The organism is Acidobacteriota bacterium (genome assembly GCA_028875575.1).
Taxonomy (GTDB): Bacteria; Acidobacteriota; Terriglobia; order Versatilivoradales; family Versatilivoraceae; genus Versatilivorator.
Genome location: JAPPDF010000029.1, coordinates 1 through 17,629 on the forward strand (window position 1 = coordinate 1; position 17,629 = coordinate 17,629).

The following is a 17,629-nucleotide window of genomic DNA, read 5'->3' on the forward strand; positions in this document are numbered from 1 at the left end:
CGCTTGGTGGCCCTTCGTCGTCCTTCGTATCTCTTCTTGGATTGCCCTTTTCTCGCTTGATTCAGGAGCAGCCTAACGGATCAGGATGTTGCTGGCATACTGTCCCGTTCTGCCATCGATCGCGATCTCGGCGACCAGCCTGAATTCTCCCGGAGCGGACGGCGTGTAGGCACAGAGTTCACCCGTCGTATCCGTTCCCTCGATGTCGCTCCATTCGGCGTTCGGACCGGCTCGGGTCTGCCACTTGGAATGGAGGACGGCGAAGTGGGTGTCCTCGATGAACACGTCTTCGACGGCGATGCAGCCTCCGCTCGAAACGGGACCGAACCCGACCTGGCCGGGTGAAACGGAGAGCCCTTCCAGTTGCACAAATGGGTCGGCGCCGACTCCGACGCGCTCGAAGATGAGGAGTCCCGCCTCTTCGGTGCTGAGGTAGGCATGCCGGCCATCGGGACTGGCCACAGAGTATCGCGTGTGGCCGAACTCGGGGATGGAGTTGTTGAAGCGATCCGGCTGCCAGGGTGCAACCAGGTCGGTCGGCTCCAGGACCTCGGTTTCCGGCCTCCATTGCACGCCGAAGGCCGAATCCTTGCAGAACAGGTCGACCGCCGGGCCTCCCCTTCGTGCGATTCCTCCGCACCGATTGTCGAAGGTGAAGTACTCCAGGGGCGGGTTCCAGAAGGGCGGCAGGCTGCCGGCGGGGCGCGGACTGGCGGGATCGTCTTCCAGTCGGAACAGGTTGGACCTCTGGCCGTTGTCGTCGAAGGCGAACAGATAGCGGTCGTCGCTGCTGATCACAATGGATTCCAGGTTCAACAGGGCCGGTTCGGTGCCCCCGACCTGCGTGAGCGCCCCTGTTTCCCCGTCGCGTTCGAAGACCACAAGCGAGGAGTCGGTGGCCGCGTAGACGTGGCTGCCTCCGTTGGAGATCAGCGCCCGCTTCAGCCCGGGAACCGTCACGGTCTGGACGTGGCCCGGATCGCCCGCCGTATCGAAGGCCAGAACCTGCAGTTGACCCAGCACGGGATCGACCGCATGGATGAACGATCCCCCCGAGTCCATGAAGACGTCGCCGCCGCAGGGGGCGGCGCCGGACGGGTCGGTGACCGCCAGCATGCCCTCGTCCCGAAGTTCCCGGTGAGTTTCTTCGACCGGCACAAACCGGCGCCAGGCCCCGCACCGATGGGCATAGAGCCTGTCTCTACGGGTATCCCAGATCAGCGAACTGTCTTCCAGATCGTAGTCTCCCAGTTCCTGAAGCAGGGTCAGGTTTCCGGTGGTCGGGTCGCGTTCAAACACTTGCAGGCCCCGCCCCGAAGCCACGTAGAGCGCCGTTCCGCGGGTATTGAGGGCCAGGCTGGCCGGGACCCGAATCGCCACCGGGTTCCCCCGGGCGTCCAGGTCCCCGTCGGCCAGGCTTCCGACGTACTTGAGCCAGACCGGAGCTTCACTCTCATCCCAGTCCAAGGTGAACTCGTCGCCGGATGCGCTGCCCCGGGTTCCCAGCCGGATCTTGTATCGGGACCCCGCCTCGGCAAAAAAGACCACCTCGATGGCGTAGGACCTCGTCCAATCCGGCTGATGGCTGCTTCTCACGAACTCGATCGGCCCGAACCCGTCGAGGGATTCCCTGTAGACGGCCAGCACCCAGTCAGCGAAGGGCTCGTCGATCCGGAATCTGTACCATCCGGAAGCGGGCGCTTGGTAGGTCCACCAGAGTGAGGAGTGGCCCAGTGGGCCGACGCGTTCGCTCGGCTCCATGGTCGCAAACCGATTCGACCCGGTAGTCGAACCCCTGGCTCCCGACAGCGGCGCAGCGCTGTAGAAGCGGTCGTTGCCGGGGGTTGGTCCCCAGGCAAGTTTGGCGGCGGCGCCAGGTTCCGAATAGGCTGAGAGATCACCCGTCGGAAAGCCGGCTGCGATCCAGTACCGTTGCCCGCCCGCGGCCTCGAAGACGAAATCGGACGGATCCGAATCCATCCGGCTCTGGGCGACCAGATGCAGGGCTTCGATGGAGCTTCCGGTAAACACGGTCACCCGCAGCCTCGAATGTGTCGGGAACAGGGACAGGGACAGCTCGCCGGGATCCTGCAGGCTCCAGGTATAGAGACCGTCTTCCGGAGCTTCCCACACCCACCACTTCGTCCGGACTCCGCTCTCGGCCGGCTCTCCGGGCTCCACGGTCGCTATGGGGTCCACCGCGATGAGATGTTCCGACGACAGCGCGCTCTCGATCGGTTCCGCACCTGCAATGTCATCGTTCGGAGGGCGGGGAGAAAAGGGCAGCGCCGACCACCTCAATGCATAGGGCCCCCCGGACGAATAGGCCGTGGGCTCGGCGACGGCGATGAGATACTCCCTTCCGCCTCCGGCGGTGACGAGGGAAAGCTCCAGGGGGAAGTTCGATACCAGCCGGAGCGGGGCAATGCCGTCCGCGGCGGCGGTGTCCGGTCCGAAGAGATCTCTCTCGAAGACGCCCGTCTCCGGCGCGTCTTTCTCGAACACGAAGACACGCCGCGGGGTATCGGTCTCGAACAGCCACAGGCCGTCGCCGGGCGCGATCCAGCGGTACCAGGTGGTGGCCGCCGCGAACCCGAACCACTCACCGGGCTCCAGGGTGGCCCCCCGGCTGTTGCCATGAACCACGCCGGCCGGGCCCTCGATCGGGCTGGCCTCCGCCAGGTTGTCGTTGACGGGGCGGGATCCCCTGGCCCAGCGGAGCTCGAGGGCAGCGCCTCTGGCGTCCTTGCTCACCCGGATGCGATAGGTTTGTCCTCGCTCGGCGAAGAATGTCGATCCCCACTGGCCGGAGGCGATCCGGTCCAAGGCCGCGATGCGGTCGCCTCGAAAGATGTCGATGCGGTCGTTGCGCATGTCTCCGGGATGGGTCCGCGGGGGGATGTCGAAATGGACCGGACCGTCGGCCGGCGCCGTCCAGGTGTACCAGACCGAACCGGCCGGGCGCCCCCGGCGGGCGCTGAACAGTGGTTCCCCCGGTTCCGGGGTGGCCAGCAGCAGATCCAGGGCCAGCGCCCCCTCCTGCCCCTCGATCGGGGCTGCCGCCAGGAATTCGTCGTTCGGGGGCCTGCCGGCAGTCCCGGACGGGTCCCGGCTGGCCGTACCCAGGCGGACCGACACCGATGCCGCCTGCGCGTTCCAGGCGCTCGCGCCAAAGTAGAGGCGGGCCGTTTCCGACTCCCCGCTGTAGGAAACTCCCAACCTGATCTCCCGGGCCTCTCCCGCCGAGACTTCACCGAGCGGGATCGATGACCCCAGGGGGATGGGTGAGGACTCGATGGCTTCCTGACCCGTAAATTCCAAGACCACGCGTTCCGGCGGATCGAGTTCAGACGACAAGTCCACCGTCAGTCCATCCTCCCGGACCACCTCCACCGAGTGGATCCTCACCGGGTCGCAGCCGGATGGGTCTCCCGGGTCCCGGCAGTCGAGGTGGAGCCGGGTCCCGGCCGCCACGTAGGCGTCCGCGCTCAGGGTCAGGGTCAGTTCCTGTTCCCGTCCGCCCCCGAGGGCGCTGCTGTCGGCATCGATCCTCAGGTTGGGGGTGGAGGCGCCCCGGATCACCGTCCAGGCCAGCGCCGCCCGAGGCGGGGCCGTGTAGATGCGGTGGGCCGCCACCTTGGCCCGATAGACGCCCGGTTGCGGATTTCTGAGGATGATCCACTCCACGTTGTCCACGCGGGAAGAGGAGACATGCTCCCCGCAGGCGACGGCGCCGCAATCGCCGTCCCGGTCGAGCCACAGGTCGAGATCGTTCAACACGGCGCTGCCGATGTTGTCGGTGGGCGGCTCGTCCCAGGCCAGCACCAGGTCGAGGCGGCCGGCGCCTTCCGGCACCAGGATGTCCCGATAGGCGTACTCGCCGTCCCGCAGCTCGGAGACCGCGCCGCCACCGCTCCAGCCGTCGGTTCGATCCCGGTTGAGCACGGCGGTTCGGGCAGACACCTTGCCCAGTCCGTACTGGGTGTGCAGTGTTCCCGGCCCGTCGCTGTTGGTCGCGGGGAATGCCGCGGCGTCCTCCAGCCAGGCGTCCGGCCGGATGGCGCCGGCCATCAGCCGAGCCCGGGCCAACGCGGGCTGTTCCCGGAAGGCGGGGACCGCATCCATCAGCAGGGCGGCCACCCCGGCCACCGAAGGCGAGGAGAAGCTGGTGCCGTTGATGCGGATATAGCCCCCGCGGCTGCCCTCGCCCCTGGCCGTGTGGATGCCGACGCCGGTGGCGACCACCTGGGGCGCCAGGCGTCCGTCGAAGGTGGGACCGTGACTGCTGAAGGCGGCGATGTCCCCGCTGTCCAGCACGGCGCCGACAGCCAGCGAGTTCTTGGCGCTGGCAAAGTCGGAAAATCCATTGATCCCTTCGTTCGATTGCGCGACCACATACAGTTGGCGGTGACTCCAGACGATGGAGTCGAGCTTGCGCTCGTCGACTCCCCTTGCCTCGAATTCCCTGGAGGATCCACTCAGGCTCACATTGACGATCAGGGGCTTGACCGGTAGCGACGGGCGGGCTGCTTCGGCGCACTCGGTGGGGCGGGCGAGAAAATCCATGGCTCGATGGACGCCGTCCCCGAATCCGAATCCGGAGCTGTTCAGGACCTTGGCGAAACGGATGTGGCGCACCGAAGGCGCCATGCCTGCGAAACGGGGTTCGACGGAACCGTTTCCGAGGATGGTTCCGGTTACGGCGGTTCCGTGTAAACCTGCATCGATCCACAGATCCTCGGACTCGTTGGTCCCGCCGAACCCGAAGAAGTCGAGATTAAGCGAGAAATTGGCTCCGCACACGCTTTCCCGGTTCGACGCGATGTCGGGATGGTTGATATTGAGTCCGGTGTCCATGACGCCGATGGGGACCGAGTCCCCGCCGATGCCCGAGAAGAGACCGGGAGCCCCGTCGTATCTTCGCAGGGCATCGGCGCCCATGGCGGGAACAGCCGTGTCGAGGGTGGATTCGAAGATAGGGATGGGCTCCACGGCCAGCACGAAATCGGCCGCGGCTATGGCCTTCAGCCGAGCCGGGGGCACGTTGGCCGCATAGACCCGGATGTCGGCGTCGAAGCGACCCACCACCGCCCCCAACTCCTCGAGCGCCTGCCGCCAACGGGAATCGGGATCGCCGGTCATCAGAGTGATGAACACCGGCGTGGCTTCTCCGGGGGACGCGTCGGGCGATGGGGTCACGAGCGCCTGGGCCAGTTTTCTCTCCCGAGGCAGGGCACCTAGCCCATCAACCTCCGGCAGCGCGGCGATCGTTTGCAGACGGGCCTCGTCGCCGGGGAGCATGGCGCGCACGAGCACTCCCGAGGAGCCGAGCATTCGGGCGCCCGTTCCTTCGAGCGCCTGCGCCAGATCATTGGCAGCGGCGTCCCCGGCGAGTCGGATCCAGCCGAAGGACCAGTCCCGTCCAGCCGCCTCGGCCTGGGCGGACAGCGTCCGGATCGAGGTCTCCGTCCCGAGCCAGTCGAGATCCGGCAGGGGGCGTTCACGCCCGGCGCCCGCCCCACCATCGATTCGCTCCGCTGTCATTTCCCCGCGATAGGAAACGAACGAATAGCCGGCGGGCGGCGTCGGAGTCGGATCGAGCCCTCCCTGTTCCGAAACAGCCGCCGTGGCGGAAGATCGAGGCGCGGCTTCAATGGCCGGTTCCGGGAGGACTCCGCGGCTCTCTTCGGAAATCCGGGCGGAGGCGGCTCGGGTCATGACGGTTGACCTCTCCTGGGTCAACCGTGCCTTTTCCCGGCCCTCAGGAGGGGAAGTCTCAGCATTGGCCGCGTCAGGCGAGCCTGCGATCAGGCAGAGGACGCCAAGGATTTTGAGACATCTTGCGGAAGCTGTCCTCATCCTCGACTTCCCCTGGAGCCCGTTCGGGCCATGGGTCTTGCAGAACCGCATGACCGCTTCCCGGATGTGCCTATTGAGAGGTTCGGTCACCTGTCGTTACCCCGATATCGAAATCTCGGAAATCGTCCAACTTCCGTCGTCGTTCCTGCCGGCCACGAAGGTAACCCGATATTGATTCACCTCGGCATTGCTCAGGTTGTGCGATGTTCCCGAACAGGAAGTAAAGCTACCGATGCTCAGACAGCTCGTACCGTCAGGGTTTACCGTGAACGTCCCGATCCGGCTGTCCCCGCTGTCGAGGCTGCATTGGCCTCCGGATCGAAGGACGGTTCCGGCAGCGCAAGCCTGGGCCTCGCCGGAATCGGTGGGCGGTCCGGCTCCGTCTTCCGGTTTCATTGGATAAACCAGGGTTCCATCGTTGGTCCGGTTGTCGACCGACACCGCCCAAAGGTAGGTGCCACCGCTGGTGTTCCATTGGATCCATCCGAAGTCCACCGTGGCCCTAATGGGTTTCTGCTGCCAGGAATAGGGTTCCATTTCAAATCTGACGGTTTCGACCAACCCCGAATCGTCGGACACTTCGGCTTGAACCGAAACCGGCTCATCGCTTGGATTGAATGCACCGATGTTGGTTCTTTGATCCTCGTTGACGGAGATTCCAAAGTTGTAGGCCCGATCCCCTTCATCGACCAGCGGAGCGATCCCATTGACTACCGGAGTGCTGAAACGGCCGTCCCCCGAATCCGAATAGACCTCGGCCGTCAAGTAGAACTTGTAGCGAGACTCGGCAGCATCGCCGGCTTCACTGTCACTCTCGGACTGAAGCACCACGGATCCGTTCCCCGTATAGTTGAAAACCGCCCTGAAAAAATTGTCCCACCCTTTGTAGTGAGTCGCCGGCATGGAGATGATTTTACGATTCACCAGGCCATTGGGACCGTAGAGAGTGGCCGTAATGGAATACTCGTGCGAAGTCAGGTTGGCGATCACGACCCGGGTCCTGAAGCTCTTCACGTGCGCCGCCGTGGGAATCACGGCATGCGAAGTGGGTCGAGCGTATCCCAGCGCACTCACGTCTCGTTGCGAAACCGACGTTTCCGCGAAGGCAAGCGTCCCGAGATGAACCAACAGGGCACAGCAGGCAATGAGGTGTTTCATGTCTCTCTCTTGTGTCTACTCTACGGATCCTCTCCGACTCGAGAGTGGCGGATTCCTTGGACAATCGGTCCCGATAGGCAATAGTACGCGTCCTGCCCTTTCTGCGAAAACCGTGGCGATACCCGTTTTTATTTTAGCAGTAATTTGCGGGAAGCAATTCGGCTGCGTTTCGCTGAGCTATTACTTGGCGAGAACGGCGGCGGCCTGCTTCGGCGGCACCCGGAAGCCGACCCTGGTGCGGCCGACGGCGGATTCGACCTGGAGTCGGCCCTGCTCCCCATAGCAGAGTCGCAGCCGGCGGCGGACGTTCTCCAGGCCCTGTCCTTCCTCCCGAGGTCCGGAGGACTGAAATCCCGGGCCGTCGTCAGAGACGGTGACCTCGAGGACGCCGTCCTCCACGACGGCCTCCAACCCGATGCTTCCGCCCTCGGCCATTCTGCTGATCCCGTGCTTGACGGCATTCTCGACCAGGGGCTGGATCGAAAGGGCCGGGATTTCCACCCCGAGGGCCTGGCGGCTGACATCGATCCGGGTGGCCAGGCGGCGCCCCAGGCGCAAGCGCTCCACATCCAGGTAGGCCCGGACGGTCCGAAGCTCCTCTTCCAGCGGCACCTGCTGGCGATTCCCCTGAAGCAGGTAGCGAAATATCTCGGCCAGGTTGACCACGGTGCGGCGGGCCTCGTCGGCCGCCCGGGGAATGAGGCCGTAGAGGGCATTGAGGGAGTTGAAGAGGAAGTGGGGATTGATCTGCGCCCTCAGCGCCTGCAACTCGGCCCGGGTGGCCAGTCCCTGGAGTTCGGCGCGCCTCCGGCGAGTCACCTGCGCCACCACCTCGGTCGCCAAGCGGTTCAGATCCTCCAGGTCTTCACTGAGATAGCGCCTGCCGGCCAGCCGGGCGCTCAAGAGCAGCACCTTCCGGTCTCCCTCGGCAAACCGCAGCGGCACCGCCACCTCGGCCCAGCGCCTGGGGCCAAGTTCCGAACTCTGGCCTCGGTCCAGAATCTGGGGGCGCAGCCCCTCCCCGACTACCGCCTCCGCAATTTCACTTTCTTCCAAGAGTTCCACACGGCGGGCCTTGGCGAAGGCGGCCACCCCACTGGCCGCCTGCTCCAGGAATGCTTCTTCGCTCTCCGTGCCGCCAGCCAGTGCCTGCAGCCGCTGCAGCGCCGCCCTCAGGTTGCCCCTGCGGAAGACACGCCGCTCCACCCATCTCTGAAGGTAGCCGCGAAACGCGGAAAATCCAAGCAGGGCCAGTCCCACGCCGGTGATGGTCAGCGCCAGGGAGAATCCTCCTTGCGGGAAGACGGGATCGAGCTCCAACCGGCTCAACAGCCCGATCAGGCCCACCGCGAAAACCACCGCCAGCAGCGCATTCCCCAGAAAGCGAATGAAGACGTCCAGCAGCAGAAAGCGGTAGTCCTGCAGCAGCACCACCAGTGCCAGCGGGATGCCGGCATGGTGGACCAGGAGCTCATGGACCCAGGCATCGGACCCGTGGGTCTCCCCGAAGTGGGTGAAAGAGACGGCAAACAGGAAGAGAGCCATGGCGCCCAGCATGCGCATTCCCGCCCCCTTGCGCTGCTGCTGGTCCTTCCAGAGGACCAGGGCCGCCAGGACGGCCAGCACGCCGAATCCGAAGGTGATCAGCCGCAGCCCGAACTGATGGGAAGCGACCCCAGTGCCGAAGATTTCAGCCAGGTGGATGCCGCAGGCCAGCAAACCCACTCCGTAGCCGATCCAGCAGAGCAGGGATCGACGGGAGCCCAGCGAGACGTGCAGCAGCACGCTCGGCAACAGACTCAAGGTGGCGAGGCTTCCCGCCACCATCACGCGCCGCGCCAGGCTGGGTGAATCCGCCGCCGCCAGCACTCCCAGCGAGCCGGCGTTCCACAACAGGGCCAGCAGGGCCGCTCCGCCCGGCAGCCGGATGTCCCCGAGGAGAGACCGCCGGCGGCTGCGCCAAAGGAAGTAGAGAAAACCGCTGAATGCCGCTAGCCCAAAGATGTGCCCCAGGGTATTGACCAGCAGCGGCAGGTGAATGGCGGGTGTATTATCCATGGATCGCTCCTGCTCTCATCAGTATACGATCTGAACGGTCATTTTCCATTGGGTCGGTGTCGCTGGTGCATAATAGGGACTTCCGGCGAAAGGCGGGGACGCTCCTGGATCGCCCGTCGTGCAAGGCCTGCCGCACAATCCAGCGGGGCCGGCGGGCGGCGGGGAGCCGCCGGGGGGTTTGGTGGGCACCGCCGGGCGGATCCAACCCGCCCCGGTCCGACGTTTTCCGCCCACGGGTCGGATGGGGCCGCCGGTGCGGACGATTCTCCCGCCGGTCGAAACCTCTTCGGCCTTGAACACGGAATCGGCTTATAAGACCAGTCAGTTATGCCTACGAAAGCCCTTCGAACTCTGGTGGTGGAAGACGAACCGGTTTCCCGGCGGGTGCTGCTGGAGGATCTTGCCGAGATGGATGACATCTCGGTCGTCGGCGAAGCCGAAAACGGCCAGCAGGCCCTCCAGCAGATCGAAAAGCTGCGGCCGGACCTGGTCCTGCTGGACATCCAGATGCCCTTGATGGACGGCTTCCAGATGCTGCGGCAACTCCAGGGGCCGCTGCCCTCCATCATCTTTGTGACCGCCTACAGCGAGCATGCCCTCAACGCCTTTGAGGTTGGCGCGGTCGATTACCTGCTGAAACCGGTCAGCCCGGATCGGCTGCAGACTGCCGTTGGACGCGCCCAGGCGGCCCTGGGCAATCGGCAGGAAGCCGTGGAACGGGTAGCTCAAACGCTGGGGGCGGCCACGACCGGGGAAAAGCGCGGAATGGTGAAGATCGTGGCCAGGAAGGGTGAGGACTACTATCTGCTGGATCCGGATGAAGTCTTTGCTTTCCAGGCCGACCGTGAAATCGTCTGGGTCAGGACCCGCGACAAGAGCTACATGGCCACTCAGACCCTCCAGGCCATCGACGACCGCTTCAGCGACACCCGGTTTCAGCGGGTCCACCGTAGCGTTCTGGTCAACCTGGACAAGGTGCGCAGGATAAGCCCTCTCAGCAGCCAGCGCTGGCTGCTGACCCTGACCAACGGGCTGGAATACACCGTGAGCAAGCGGCAGACTCCGCTGCTCAGGAACATGCTGCGGTAGGCTACAGGACATACCTCGTCAGATAAAGGGTCGCCGCCTCACCGAGTAGTACGGCCAAGATGAAAAGGGCGATAGCCCGGCCGCCCCTCATGTTGCAGGATACCGAGAAGGCCTTCCACATCAAGGCCACCATCCAGACCACCCCGCCCAAAGTCACCAGGATCCCGGCGACAAGTCCGGTCAGGGTATTTCCCTCGAGTTCAAAGCCCAACAGAACCGCGGCCATCCTGTCGAAAGCGTCCTGGATCAAGGGAAGGTTGCAGATGGCGGCCGCCAGGAGCAGGGGCATCCGGGCCATGGCCTGTGTGCCTGCAACGTCGATAGGCCGCACGGCGCTCTTGCTGAAGAGCAGAGCCACCACCAACAACAGCAGGGTGAACACGGCCCAGTTCACCAATCCCTCCACGACCGGCACCCACAGCGCAACTTCGTTGCCCGCATGAACGTCGAGCAACCCATCGAAGCGAATGCCGGCCCCGGCGGCCGCCAGTCCGGCCACCACAATCCCGGCCAGACCGACAATCAGGGAGCGGGCTCCGGCGATACGAACGAACGGATTGAAGAGCCACCGGCCGATGGTCATCTCCTGTTGCATCTCCTGATGGGTCGAGGGGCTATTCTCCATCTTTCACCTCATTTCCGTCGGGAGCCTCCATGGCATCGCTCAGCAGGGAAATCAGATCGTCCAGCCGGTTGCGAACGGTCGGATAGGATACCCCGTAGAGCCTGGCCATCTGCTTGAGGCTCCCGCTGCTCAATATGAATGACAGGGCGAACTGCTGGTCGTCGTCGGAGAGACGGGCGAGCGCGGGCAGCGGGTAGTTCCCGCTTACCAGGGTCTCACAGCCCGGGCAGGCAAGCTGGGCCACGCGCAGGCCGACTCCGCAACTGGGGCAGGACTTGGGTAGCTGTCCTTGCATGGGGTCACTTTTACCACAAATATTAATTATATTAAATAATTAGTTTATAAAACTTACTTAATTATTAACTATATTAATGAGCTTTTTGCAAAATCCGCACCGGGGCAGGTCATCTTGCCTGCATACCTGTGTTCCTGCCTTTTTCAATATCAGTTGCGACCCGGTGAAAAAGGCTGTCGAACCACAAAAGGCACAATTTGTGTTTTTTGGGCCTTTTGTGGCCATTCCCGGCAAACGTCCCGCTGCCGAATTTTGCAAAAGGTTCTAATGTCAACCTATTTGACCGGACTGAATTCCCCGCACGCGAGCTTTTGGCCAAATGAGTCCCGGTCTGTCATATCAAGGGGGAATAGACCTGCTCGGTCCTTGCGAGTGCGACTTGTACAAGGCTTTCAAAGAGGGAACAGAATATACCGTCTAACCCGACATCGCTTACAGGCGTACTGTCCGGCGATTACCACCACTCGCCACACGGATCGTTTGCGCGGGCCAAAGCATTCCAACAGGAGTGTCAACCAACACGACCCCTCACTCTTTCCCGCCACTGTACAGGTAGTGATCTAATCGGTCTGTCAGGTCATCGGGGACACCATCCCAATCGTCGGCGGTGACATCCTTCAATGCCTCAGTGATCGCATCCTCGACTTCTGGCTCCTGCAAATCGTCCGTCGACTCATCGTTGATCGAAATTACTCGAATAGCACCTCTATCTCACTCGAATTGGTTGGAAACCGCTCTGACCGCTCAAGTCATCGATCGTCTGCAACCCCGCTAGGGCCACAGCCAGCCGAAGGTTCCGGCGGTCAGGAGGGCGTAGATCAGGCCGTCGAACATGGTGCGCAGAGTGTAGCCCCAGCCTCGATACCACCAGATGGCATTCTGCAGGATGGCCAGCGAATATCCGGCAAACGACACCACCGCGACCACCCGGAAGACGGTCAGGTATTCGGAGCCGGCCCCCAGGGTCAACCCGGCCGCGTAGCCGGCAGTGCCCCCGACCAGGATGGAATAACCGAACCACATCCACAGACTCTTCGCCATCGAAAAGGGACCGTTGGGAAGCACCGTCATGAAAGCCACCGGCCCCTTGTTCATCTTCTCCACGAACTCCGGCGTGGACATCTCCTTGGAGTCGGAAGCGCAGGGGACGACGTAGTTGCCCGGCGGGATCTTGAACGGCCGGAGCGCATCCATCACCTTGGCCTCTTCGGGGCAGGCTCCCATGTCCCCCTTGTGATATTTCAGGACCATGTGAATGAGGGAACTCACAACAAAGACCAGCACCGCCGAAATCAACACCGGCAGCCATAGCGACAGAACGGAAACCATGAGGACCTCCTTTCGGGAACTTTCCGGAGTGCACGCCAAGCTATCGCCGCCGGTGCGTGACTTTATTGGGATCGGGACGTGGCCGGGAGGTGCGGGGCGATAGGCCATGCTCCCGTGGATCGGCTGGAAACCCGGGATACACGGCAAGGTGGGAAAGGCTCTGGTCGGATCGGCTGACTGATTGCCTCAGGCCAGGACTTCCTTGATGGGCCTGCCGCCCAGGTCGGTGAGCCGCTTGAGGCGGCCCGCGTGGTAGTAGGTCAGGCGCATGTCGTCCAGACCCATCAGGCGAAGGATGGTGGCGTGCAGGTCGTGCAGGTGGTAGACGTTCTCGGCGGCCTTGATGCCCAGTTCGTCGGTATTGCCGACCACCGTGCCTCCCTTGATCCCCCCGCCGGCAAACCACATCACCATGGCTTCCTTGTTGTGGTCACGGCCGGGGTTGGAACGGAAGAAGGACATGGAATTGTCGGCCGTGCGTCCGAACTCGCCGCCCCACACCAGCAGGGTCTGGTCCAGCAGGCCCCGCTGCTTGAGATCCTTCAGGAGGGCAGCCACCGGCCGGTCGGTCTCATAGCCACGCCTGCGATGCTCGGCGGCAATATTCTCGTGGGAGTCCCAGCCGCTGCAGTAGACCTGCACGTAGCGCACCCCGCGCTCCACCAGGCGCCGGGCCATCAGGCACTTGCGGGCCATGGGCTCGGTGATCCTGTCGTTGAGCCCGTAGAGCTCCTTGGTTTTCTCCGACTCGCTGTCGATGTCCAGGGCCCCCGGGACGGCGAACTGCATGCGGAAGGCCAGCTCGTAGTTCTTCATGCGGGTCAGCAGGCCGCTGTTGGAGGGATCCGACTCCAGGTAGGGCTCGTTCAACTCATTCAGAAGCTTGACGCTGGCCTCCTGTTCCTCCCGCCTCATCCCCGCGGGTGGCTGCAGGTCCACGATGGGGACACCGTCGGGGTTGAGCATGGTGCCGTGGCAGGCCGCCGGCAGATAGGCATTGGAGTAGTTGACCGCGCCTCCCGATATACCCCGCCGCCGGTCCGGCAACACCACGAAGGAGGGCAGGTTCTGGTTCTCGCTGCCCAGTCCGTAGACCAGCCAGGAACCCACCGAGGGACTGCCCGGAATGGAGACCCCGGTGTTCATCAGGAAGCACCCGGCCGGATGGTTGTGGGAATCGGTGTGCAACGACCGGACCACCGCGATGTCGTCCACGCAGGTCGACAGGTGGGGAAAGATGTCCGAAACCTCCATGCCGCACTGCCCGTGCCTGGCGAACTTGAAGGGAGTGCCCACGTAGATCCGTTTCTCCATGCTCCCGTAAATCCGGGTGACCGGCGTCCCGTGGTACTTGTCCAGAGCGGGCTTGGGATCGAAGGTGTCCATCTGGCTGGGTGCGCCTTCCATGAAGAGGAAGATGCAGGCCTTGGCCTTGCTCTCGAAATGGGGGGCCTTGGGCAGCAGGGGATCCTCGAGCCGGCGTCCGGCGCCGCGAAGCGTGTCCTGGAAGAGCAGCGAGGACAGGGCCAGGCTTCCGAGCCCGCGCCCGAACCGGAACAGGAAGTCCCTGCGCCCCAACCCGCCCAGGCGAGAATCGGGCTCGGGCTCGACCTGTCCGCAGAAACTGAATTCAGGTTTTGGCATCGGGGACTCCTTTTTAGATTCCGTTGCCCTCGCGGCTACTCCAGGAACACGAATTCGTTCATGTTGAACAGTACCAGGCAAAGGCTGGCAAGCGAATACTTTCCGGATCCTGCTTGAGACGCTGCCTTCCCTTCCACACCGGCGCTGTCCGCAAACGAAATCGTCTTCAGGGTCAACTCGCGGCTATCGCCGGGCAGGTCCCGGCTTCCGTCCAGGAAGGACAGGCATTTTTGCTTTTCAGCCGGGGAGGGCGGCCGCTGCAGGGCCAGCCGGAAGGCCCGTTCGATCTGCCGCTCGGGATTCTTGCCCACTTCTCTGACAATGCGGCGTGCCATGGCCTGGCTCTGCTCGTGTGAGAAGTCGCTGTTGAAGAGAGCGAACACCTGAGGAGTCACCGTGGTCACTCCCCGCACGGGACAGGTTTCCTGGATGTTGGGCCCGTCGAAGGCACTGATCATGGGAGACTGCAGGGAGCGGCACTGCAGCATGTAGGCGGTCCGCCGGTTGCGGTCCTCGACCGGAGAGGCTTCCCACCAGGTGCTGGCCCGGTCCATCACCTCCTGGTCGATCCTTGGAAAGAAGGGAGGGCCTCCCTGCAGGGGATTCAACTCGCCGCTGACCGCCAGCAGGCTGTCGCGAATGACTTCGGCCTCCAGGCGAATGGGACTGCGCTTCCACAGATAGCGATTGGCGCTATCGATCTCCTCGTAGGTCTCCCACCGGGGATGACGCAGGGACTGCTGGTAGGTGTTCGACTGCAGAATCAGGCGGTGGATCGCCTTCACGCTCCAGCCGCTCCGGATGAATTTCCAGGCCAGCCAGTCGATGAGCTCGGGATGGCGGGTCCCGCCTCCGTTCTTCCCCAGGTCGCTCGGTTGAGGCACCAGCCCCGTGCCGAAGTGGTACTGCCAGATGCGATTCACCATCACCCTGGCGGTAAGGGGGTTGTCGGGACTGGCGATCCACTCGGCCAGCACCTTGCGCCGGCTGGACAATCCCTCCAGGTTCACCGGATCGGTGTGGCCCGTCACCGCGCTGAGAAAGCCCGGTTGCACTTCCTCGCCCCTCAGGAGATAGTTGCCGCCTTTCAGAACGTAGGTGCCCACCGTGTGCCGCAAGGGGGAATCGGAAGCCGTGAAGGCCATGGGCTTGAAATAGCCCGGGTTGTTGGGATTGGCGAAGCGGGTGGTCTGCTTGCGCAGCAACTGGTAGAGGTCCTGCTCCTCCTTGCTGAAGAGCACTCCATCATTCATGGCCCATCTCAGGTCGGTGTCGGTGATGTCCAGGGCCCAATCCTTGAGATCCTGGGCCATGACCGGCGAGCGGTGAGCCTTCATGCGGGCCTTGAATTCGGCTTTCTTTCGTTCTCCCAGGGCCTTTCGGGATTCCAGGACGGCGTCCCAGGCGGCAGCCTTCTCTTTCCAGACCTCGGGCTGCCGGCCCGCCAGCTCGAACTCGGTAAAGGGAACGGAGGTGGCCTTGAGCAGCAGCGGGGCGAAGAAGGCCTCCAGCCTGTAGTAGTCACGGGTGGGAATGGGATCGTACTTGTGGTCGTGGCAGCGGGCGCAACCCAGGGTCATGCCCAGGAAGACCGAACCGGTGGTCCCGACCACGTCATTGAGGACATCCCGGCGCCGCTCCGGACCCCTGTCCCGCTGCACCGGAATCCACTGGTAGAGGAACCCGGTTCCCAGCTTGGCTTCGTCCCCGTAGTGGCGGTAGGCGTCGCCGGCGATCTGTTCTTTGATGAAGCGGTCGTAGGGTCGATCCTGGTTGAAAGCCCGGATCACGTAGTCCCGGTATCGCCACAGGTGGGAGCGGGCATCGTCGGTCGACTCTCCCCCGGTGTCGGCGTAGCGCACCAGGTCCAGCCAGTGCCGGCCCCAGCGGGCACCGTAGTCGAAACGGGAGAGCAGGCTCTCGATCTCCCGGCCATAGGCCTCGGAGGACGGATCCGCCAGAAAGCGTTCGGCTTCCTCCGGAGTGGGCGGCAGCCCGATCAATCCGAAATAGAGACGCCGCAGGCGGGCCCGCTCGGAGGCGGGCGGCGCCGGAGCCATTCCTTTTTCTTCCAATCTGGCCAGGATGAAGGCGTCCACTCCGTTCTTGACCCAGGACCGGTTGCGCACCTCGGGCAGCGACGGCTCCGCCAGGGGCGTCCAGGGCCAGGCGAGTGACTCCTCCTCGGCCTCTCCGCCGGCTGCCGCCGGCAACTCGTCGATCCATTGGGAGATGGTTGCGATGTCGGCTTCCGGCAGCGGACTGCCGGTCAGGGGCATGCGGGGCTGCTTTTCCCCCTTGAGGTACTGGATGAGAGGGCTGGCGCTGCTCTGCCCGGCCAGCACCGCGGGACCCGACAGGGCGCCTCCCTTGAGAATATCGGCCAGGCTCTCCAGACCCAGTCCGCTCTGGCGGGTTTCGCCGTCGTGACAGGCAAGGCAGTTCCGGCTCAGGATGGGCCGGATATCGCGTTCGAACCGTTCCTGCGACTCCGACGGGACGGCAGGCTGCGCGCCGGTGGCGGGAAGGGCCAGGACCGGTAGAAGACAGGAGAACAGCAGAACTCGCAACAAAGACGTCATGTGGCGATATGCACCCGGAGGTAGATGGACCTTGTTGGAAGAATCAAGGTACCTCTAGGGGCTTGAAAAGTCAACCTCAACGCCCTGAACATTCAATGTTTTTGCGGACCGGCCCGCCTCAGTCGAGACCGGTCCTTCCTCTCCAGATCGTCAGCCCGGCCAGGTTCCGCTGCTTGTGGCTGCCCATCAGCAGGCTGGCGACGTAGGCGATGCCGAACAGCAGCAGGTTGGCGAAGGTGCTGACCCAGAAATTTCCGGGCATGACGGCGGCCAACCCCGGGAATAACCCCTTGCCCAGGGGAGTATCCATGAAGAGCCAGCCGGCTACCGACAGCACGGTGACGGCGGTAGCCGTCATGGCGGCCCGGCTGTTCACCCTGAGGGTCAGGAAACCGACCAGGAACAGGCTGAGCAGTCCCCCGCCCATGACCGAAAGCAGCATCCGCTGAAGGTCGTCCAGGGTCTCGGACACCCGGTAGAAGTGGATACCGCAGGCGGTGGTGATCATCACCAGGCTGAACAGCAGGCTCACCACCTTCCCCACCTTGCCATAGTGGATCGGGTCCCGCCCCTTGACCCAGAGCCTCCTGTAGAAGTCGGTGGTGACGGTGGCGGCGGTGGCATTGATGCTGGAATCCAGGGTGGACATGGCCGAGGCCAGCAGCCCCGATAGCACGAAGCCGCCCACGCCGGCCGGAACCTGGGTCAGGATGAAGCGGGGGAAAACGGAATCGGGAGGCAGGCCCTCCAGCCCCGTCCCCGGCACCACCTTCACATAGACGTAGAGGCAGGTGCCCAGAAACAGGTAGTAGCTCCAGGTCGGCACCGACAGCCAGCAACCGATCCAGGCCCCGCGGGCCGCCGCCTTGTCGCTGGCCGCGGCGGCATAGCGCTGCACGTTGGTCTGATCGGTTCCCATCAGGTGCATCAGGATCATGAACTCGGCAAACAGGTAGGCCCAGAGGGTCTTCCCCTGAAGGCTCAAGGTGG

General features: G+C 63.8%; 10 protein-coding genes. 1 reads left to right on the forward strand and 9 read right to left on the reverse strand.

Annotated features, from left to right (window positions below; genetic code table 11):
• Positions 1-72: 72 nt before the first annotated feature.
• From OXI69_03595 to OXI69_03605, 3 genes are all read right to left on the reverse strand, one after another.
• Positions 73-5,718 carry a S8 family peptidase gene (locus tag OXI69_03595; protein MDE2665214.1) on the reverse strand — a complete coding sequence of 1,882 codons (5,646 nt, stop codon included), beginning with the start codon at positions 5,716-5,718 and terminating at the stop codon, positions 73-75.
• A gap of 237 nt (positions 5,719-5,955) precedes the next feature.
• Positions 5,956-7,017, reverse strand: a complete 1,062-nt coding sequence (locus OXI69_03600; protein ID MDE2665215.1) for a hypothetical protein — start codon at positions 7,015-7,017, stop codon at positions 5,956-5,958.
• A 180-nt stretch (positions 7,018-7,197) separates the two neighbouring features.
• The gene (locus tag OXI69_03605; protein MDE2665216.1) at positions 7,198-9,075 is read right to left on the reverse strand and encodes a histidine kinase; all 1,878 of its coding nucleotides are present in this window, start codon (positions 9,073-9,075) and stop codon (positions 7,198-7,200) included.
• A 327-nt stretch (positions 9,076-9,402) separates the two neighbouring features.
• Between OXI69_03605 and OXI69_03610 the strand changes: the two genes are divergently transcribed.
• Complete coding sequence (locus OXI69_03610) at positions 9,403-10,164, forward strand: LytTR family DNA-binding domain-containing protein (GenBank protein MDE2665217.1); 762 nt, start codon at positions 9,403-9,405, stop codon at positions 10,162-10,164.
• Between the two features lies 1 nt (position 10,165).
• Here the strand turns inward: OXI69_03610 and OXI69_03615 are convergent, their stop codons facing one another.
• From OXI69_03615 to OXI69_03640, 6 genes are all read right to left on the reverse strand, one after another.
• Entirely contained in the window at positions 10,166-10,789 is a 624-nt protein-coding gene (locus tag OXI69_03615) for a hypothetical protein (GenBank protein MDE2665218.1), read from the reverse strand.
• Positions 10,779-11,084 carry a DUF2089 family protein gene (locus OXI69_03620; protein MDE2665219.1) on the reverse strand — a complete coding sequence of 102 codons (306 nt, stop codon included), beginning with the start codon at positions 11,082-11,084 and terminating at the stop codon, positions 10,779-10,781. The genes OXI69_03615 and OXI69_03620 overlap by 11 nt, the downstream gene beginning before the upstream one ends.
• Positions 11,085-11,855: 771 nt before the next feature.
• Positions 11,856-12,413 carry a hypothetical protein gene (locus OXI69_03625; GenBank protein ID MDE2665220.1) on the reverse strand — a complete coding sequence of 186 codons (558 nt, stop codon included), beginning with the start codon at positions 12,411-12,413 and terminating at the stop codon, positions 11,856-11,858.
• A gap of 186 nt (positions 12,414-12,599) precedes the next feature.
• Positions 12,600-14,057 carry a DUF1501 domain-containing protein gene (locus OXI69_03630; GenBank protein ID MDE2665221.1) on the reverse strand — a complete coding sequence of 486 codons (1,458 nt, stop codon included), beginning with the start codon at positions 14,055-14,057 and terminating at the stop codon, positions 12,600-12,602.
• A gap of 35 nt (positions 14,058-14,092) precedes the next feature.
• The gene (locus OXI69_03635; protein MDE2665222.1) at positions 14,093-16,639 is read right to left on the reverse strand and encodes a PSD1 and planctomycete cytochrome C domain-containing protein; all 2,547 of its coding nucleotides are present in this window, start codon (positions 16,637-16,639) and stop codon (positions 14,093-14,095) included.
• 118 nt (positions 16,640-16,757) lie between these two features.
• The coding region (locus OXI69_03640) for a hypothetical protein (GenBank protein MDE2665223.1) at positions 16,758-17,629 on the reverse strand (872 nt) is incomplete at its 5' end.

Bases quoted from the DNA above. Each gene is read 5' to 3' on its own strand.
- OXI69_03620 (MDE2665219.1), bottom strand. From the start codon at position 11,084: ATGCAAGGACAGCTACCCAAGTCCTGCCCCAGTTGCGGAGTCGGCCTG.
- OXI69_03615 (MDE2665218.1), bottom strand. From the start codon at position 10,789: ATGGAGAATAGCCCCTCGACCCATCAGGAGATGCAACAGGAGATGACC.
- OXI69_03595 (MDE2665214.1), bottom strand. From the start codon at position 5,718: ATGACCCGAGCCGCCTCCGCCCGGATTTCCGAAGAGAGCCGCGGAGTC.
- OXI69_03600 (MDE2665215.1), bottom strand. From the start codon at position 7,017: ATGAAACACCTCATTGCCTGCTGTGCCCTGTTGGTTCATCTCGGGACG.
- OXI69_03610 (MDE2665217.1), top strand. From the start codon at position 9,403: ATGCCTACGAAAGCCCTTCGAACTCTGGTGGTGGAAGACGAACCGGTT.
- OXI69_03625 (MDE2665220.1), bottom strand. From the start codon at position 12,413: ATGGTTTCCGTTCTGTCGCTATGGCTGCCGGTGTTGATTTCGGCGGTG.
- OXI69_03630 (MDE2665221.1), bottom strand. From the start codon at position 14,057: ATGCCAAAACCTGAATTCAGTTTCTGCGGACAGGTCGAGCCCGAGCCC.
- OXI69_03635 (MDE2665222.1), bottom strand. From the start codon at position 16,639: ATGACGTCTTTGTTGCGAGTTCTGCTGTTCTCCTGTCTTCTACCGGTC.
- OXI69_03605 (MDE2665216.1), bottom strand. From the start codon at position 9,075: ATGGATAATACACCCGCCATTCACCTGCCGCTGCTGGTCAATACCCTG.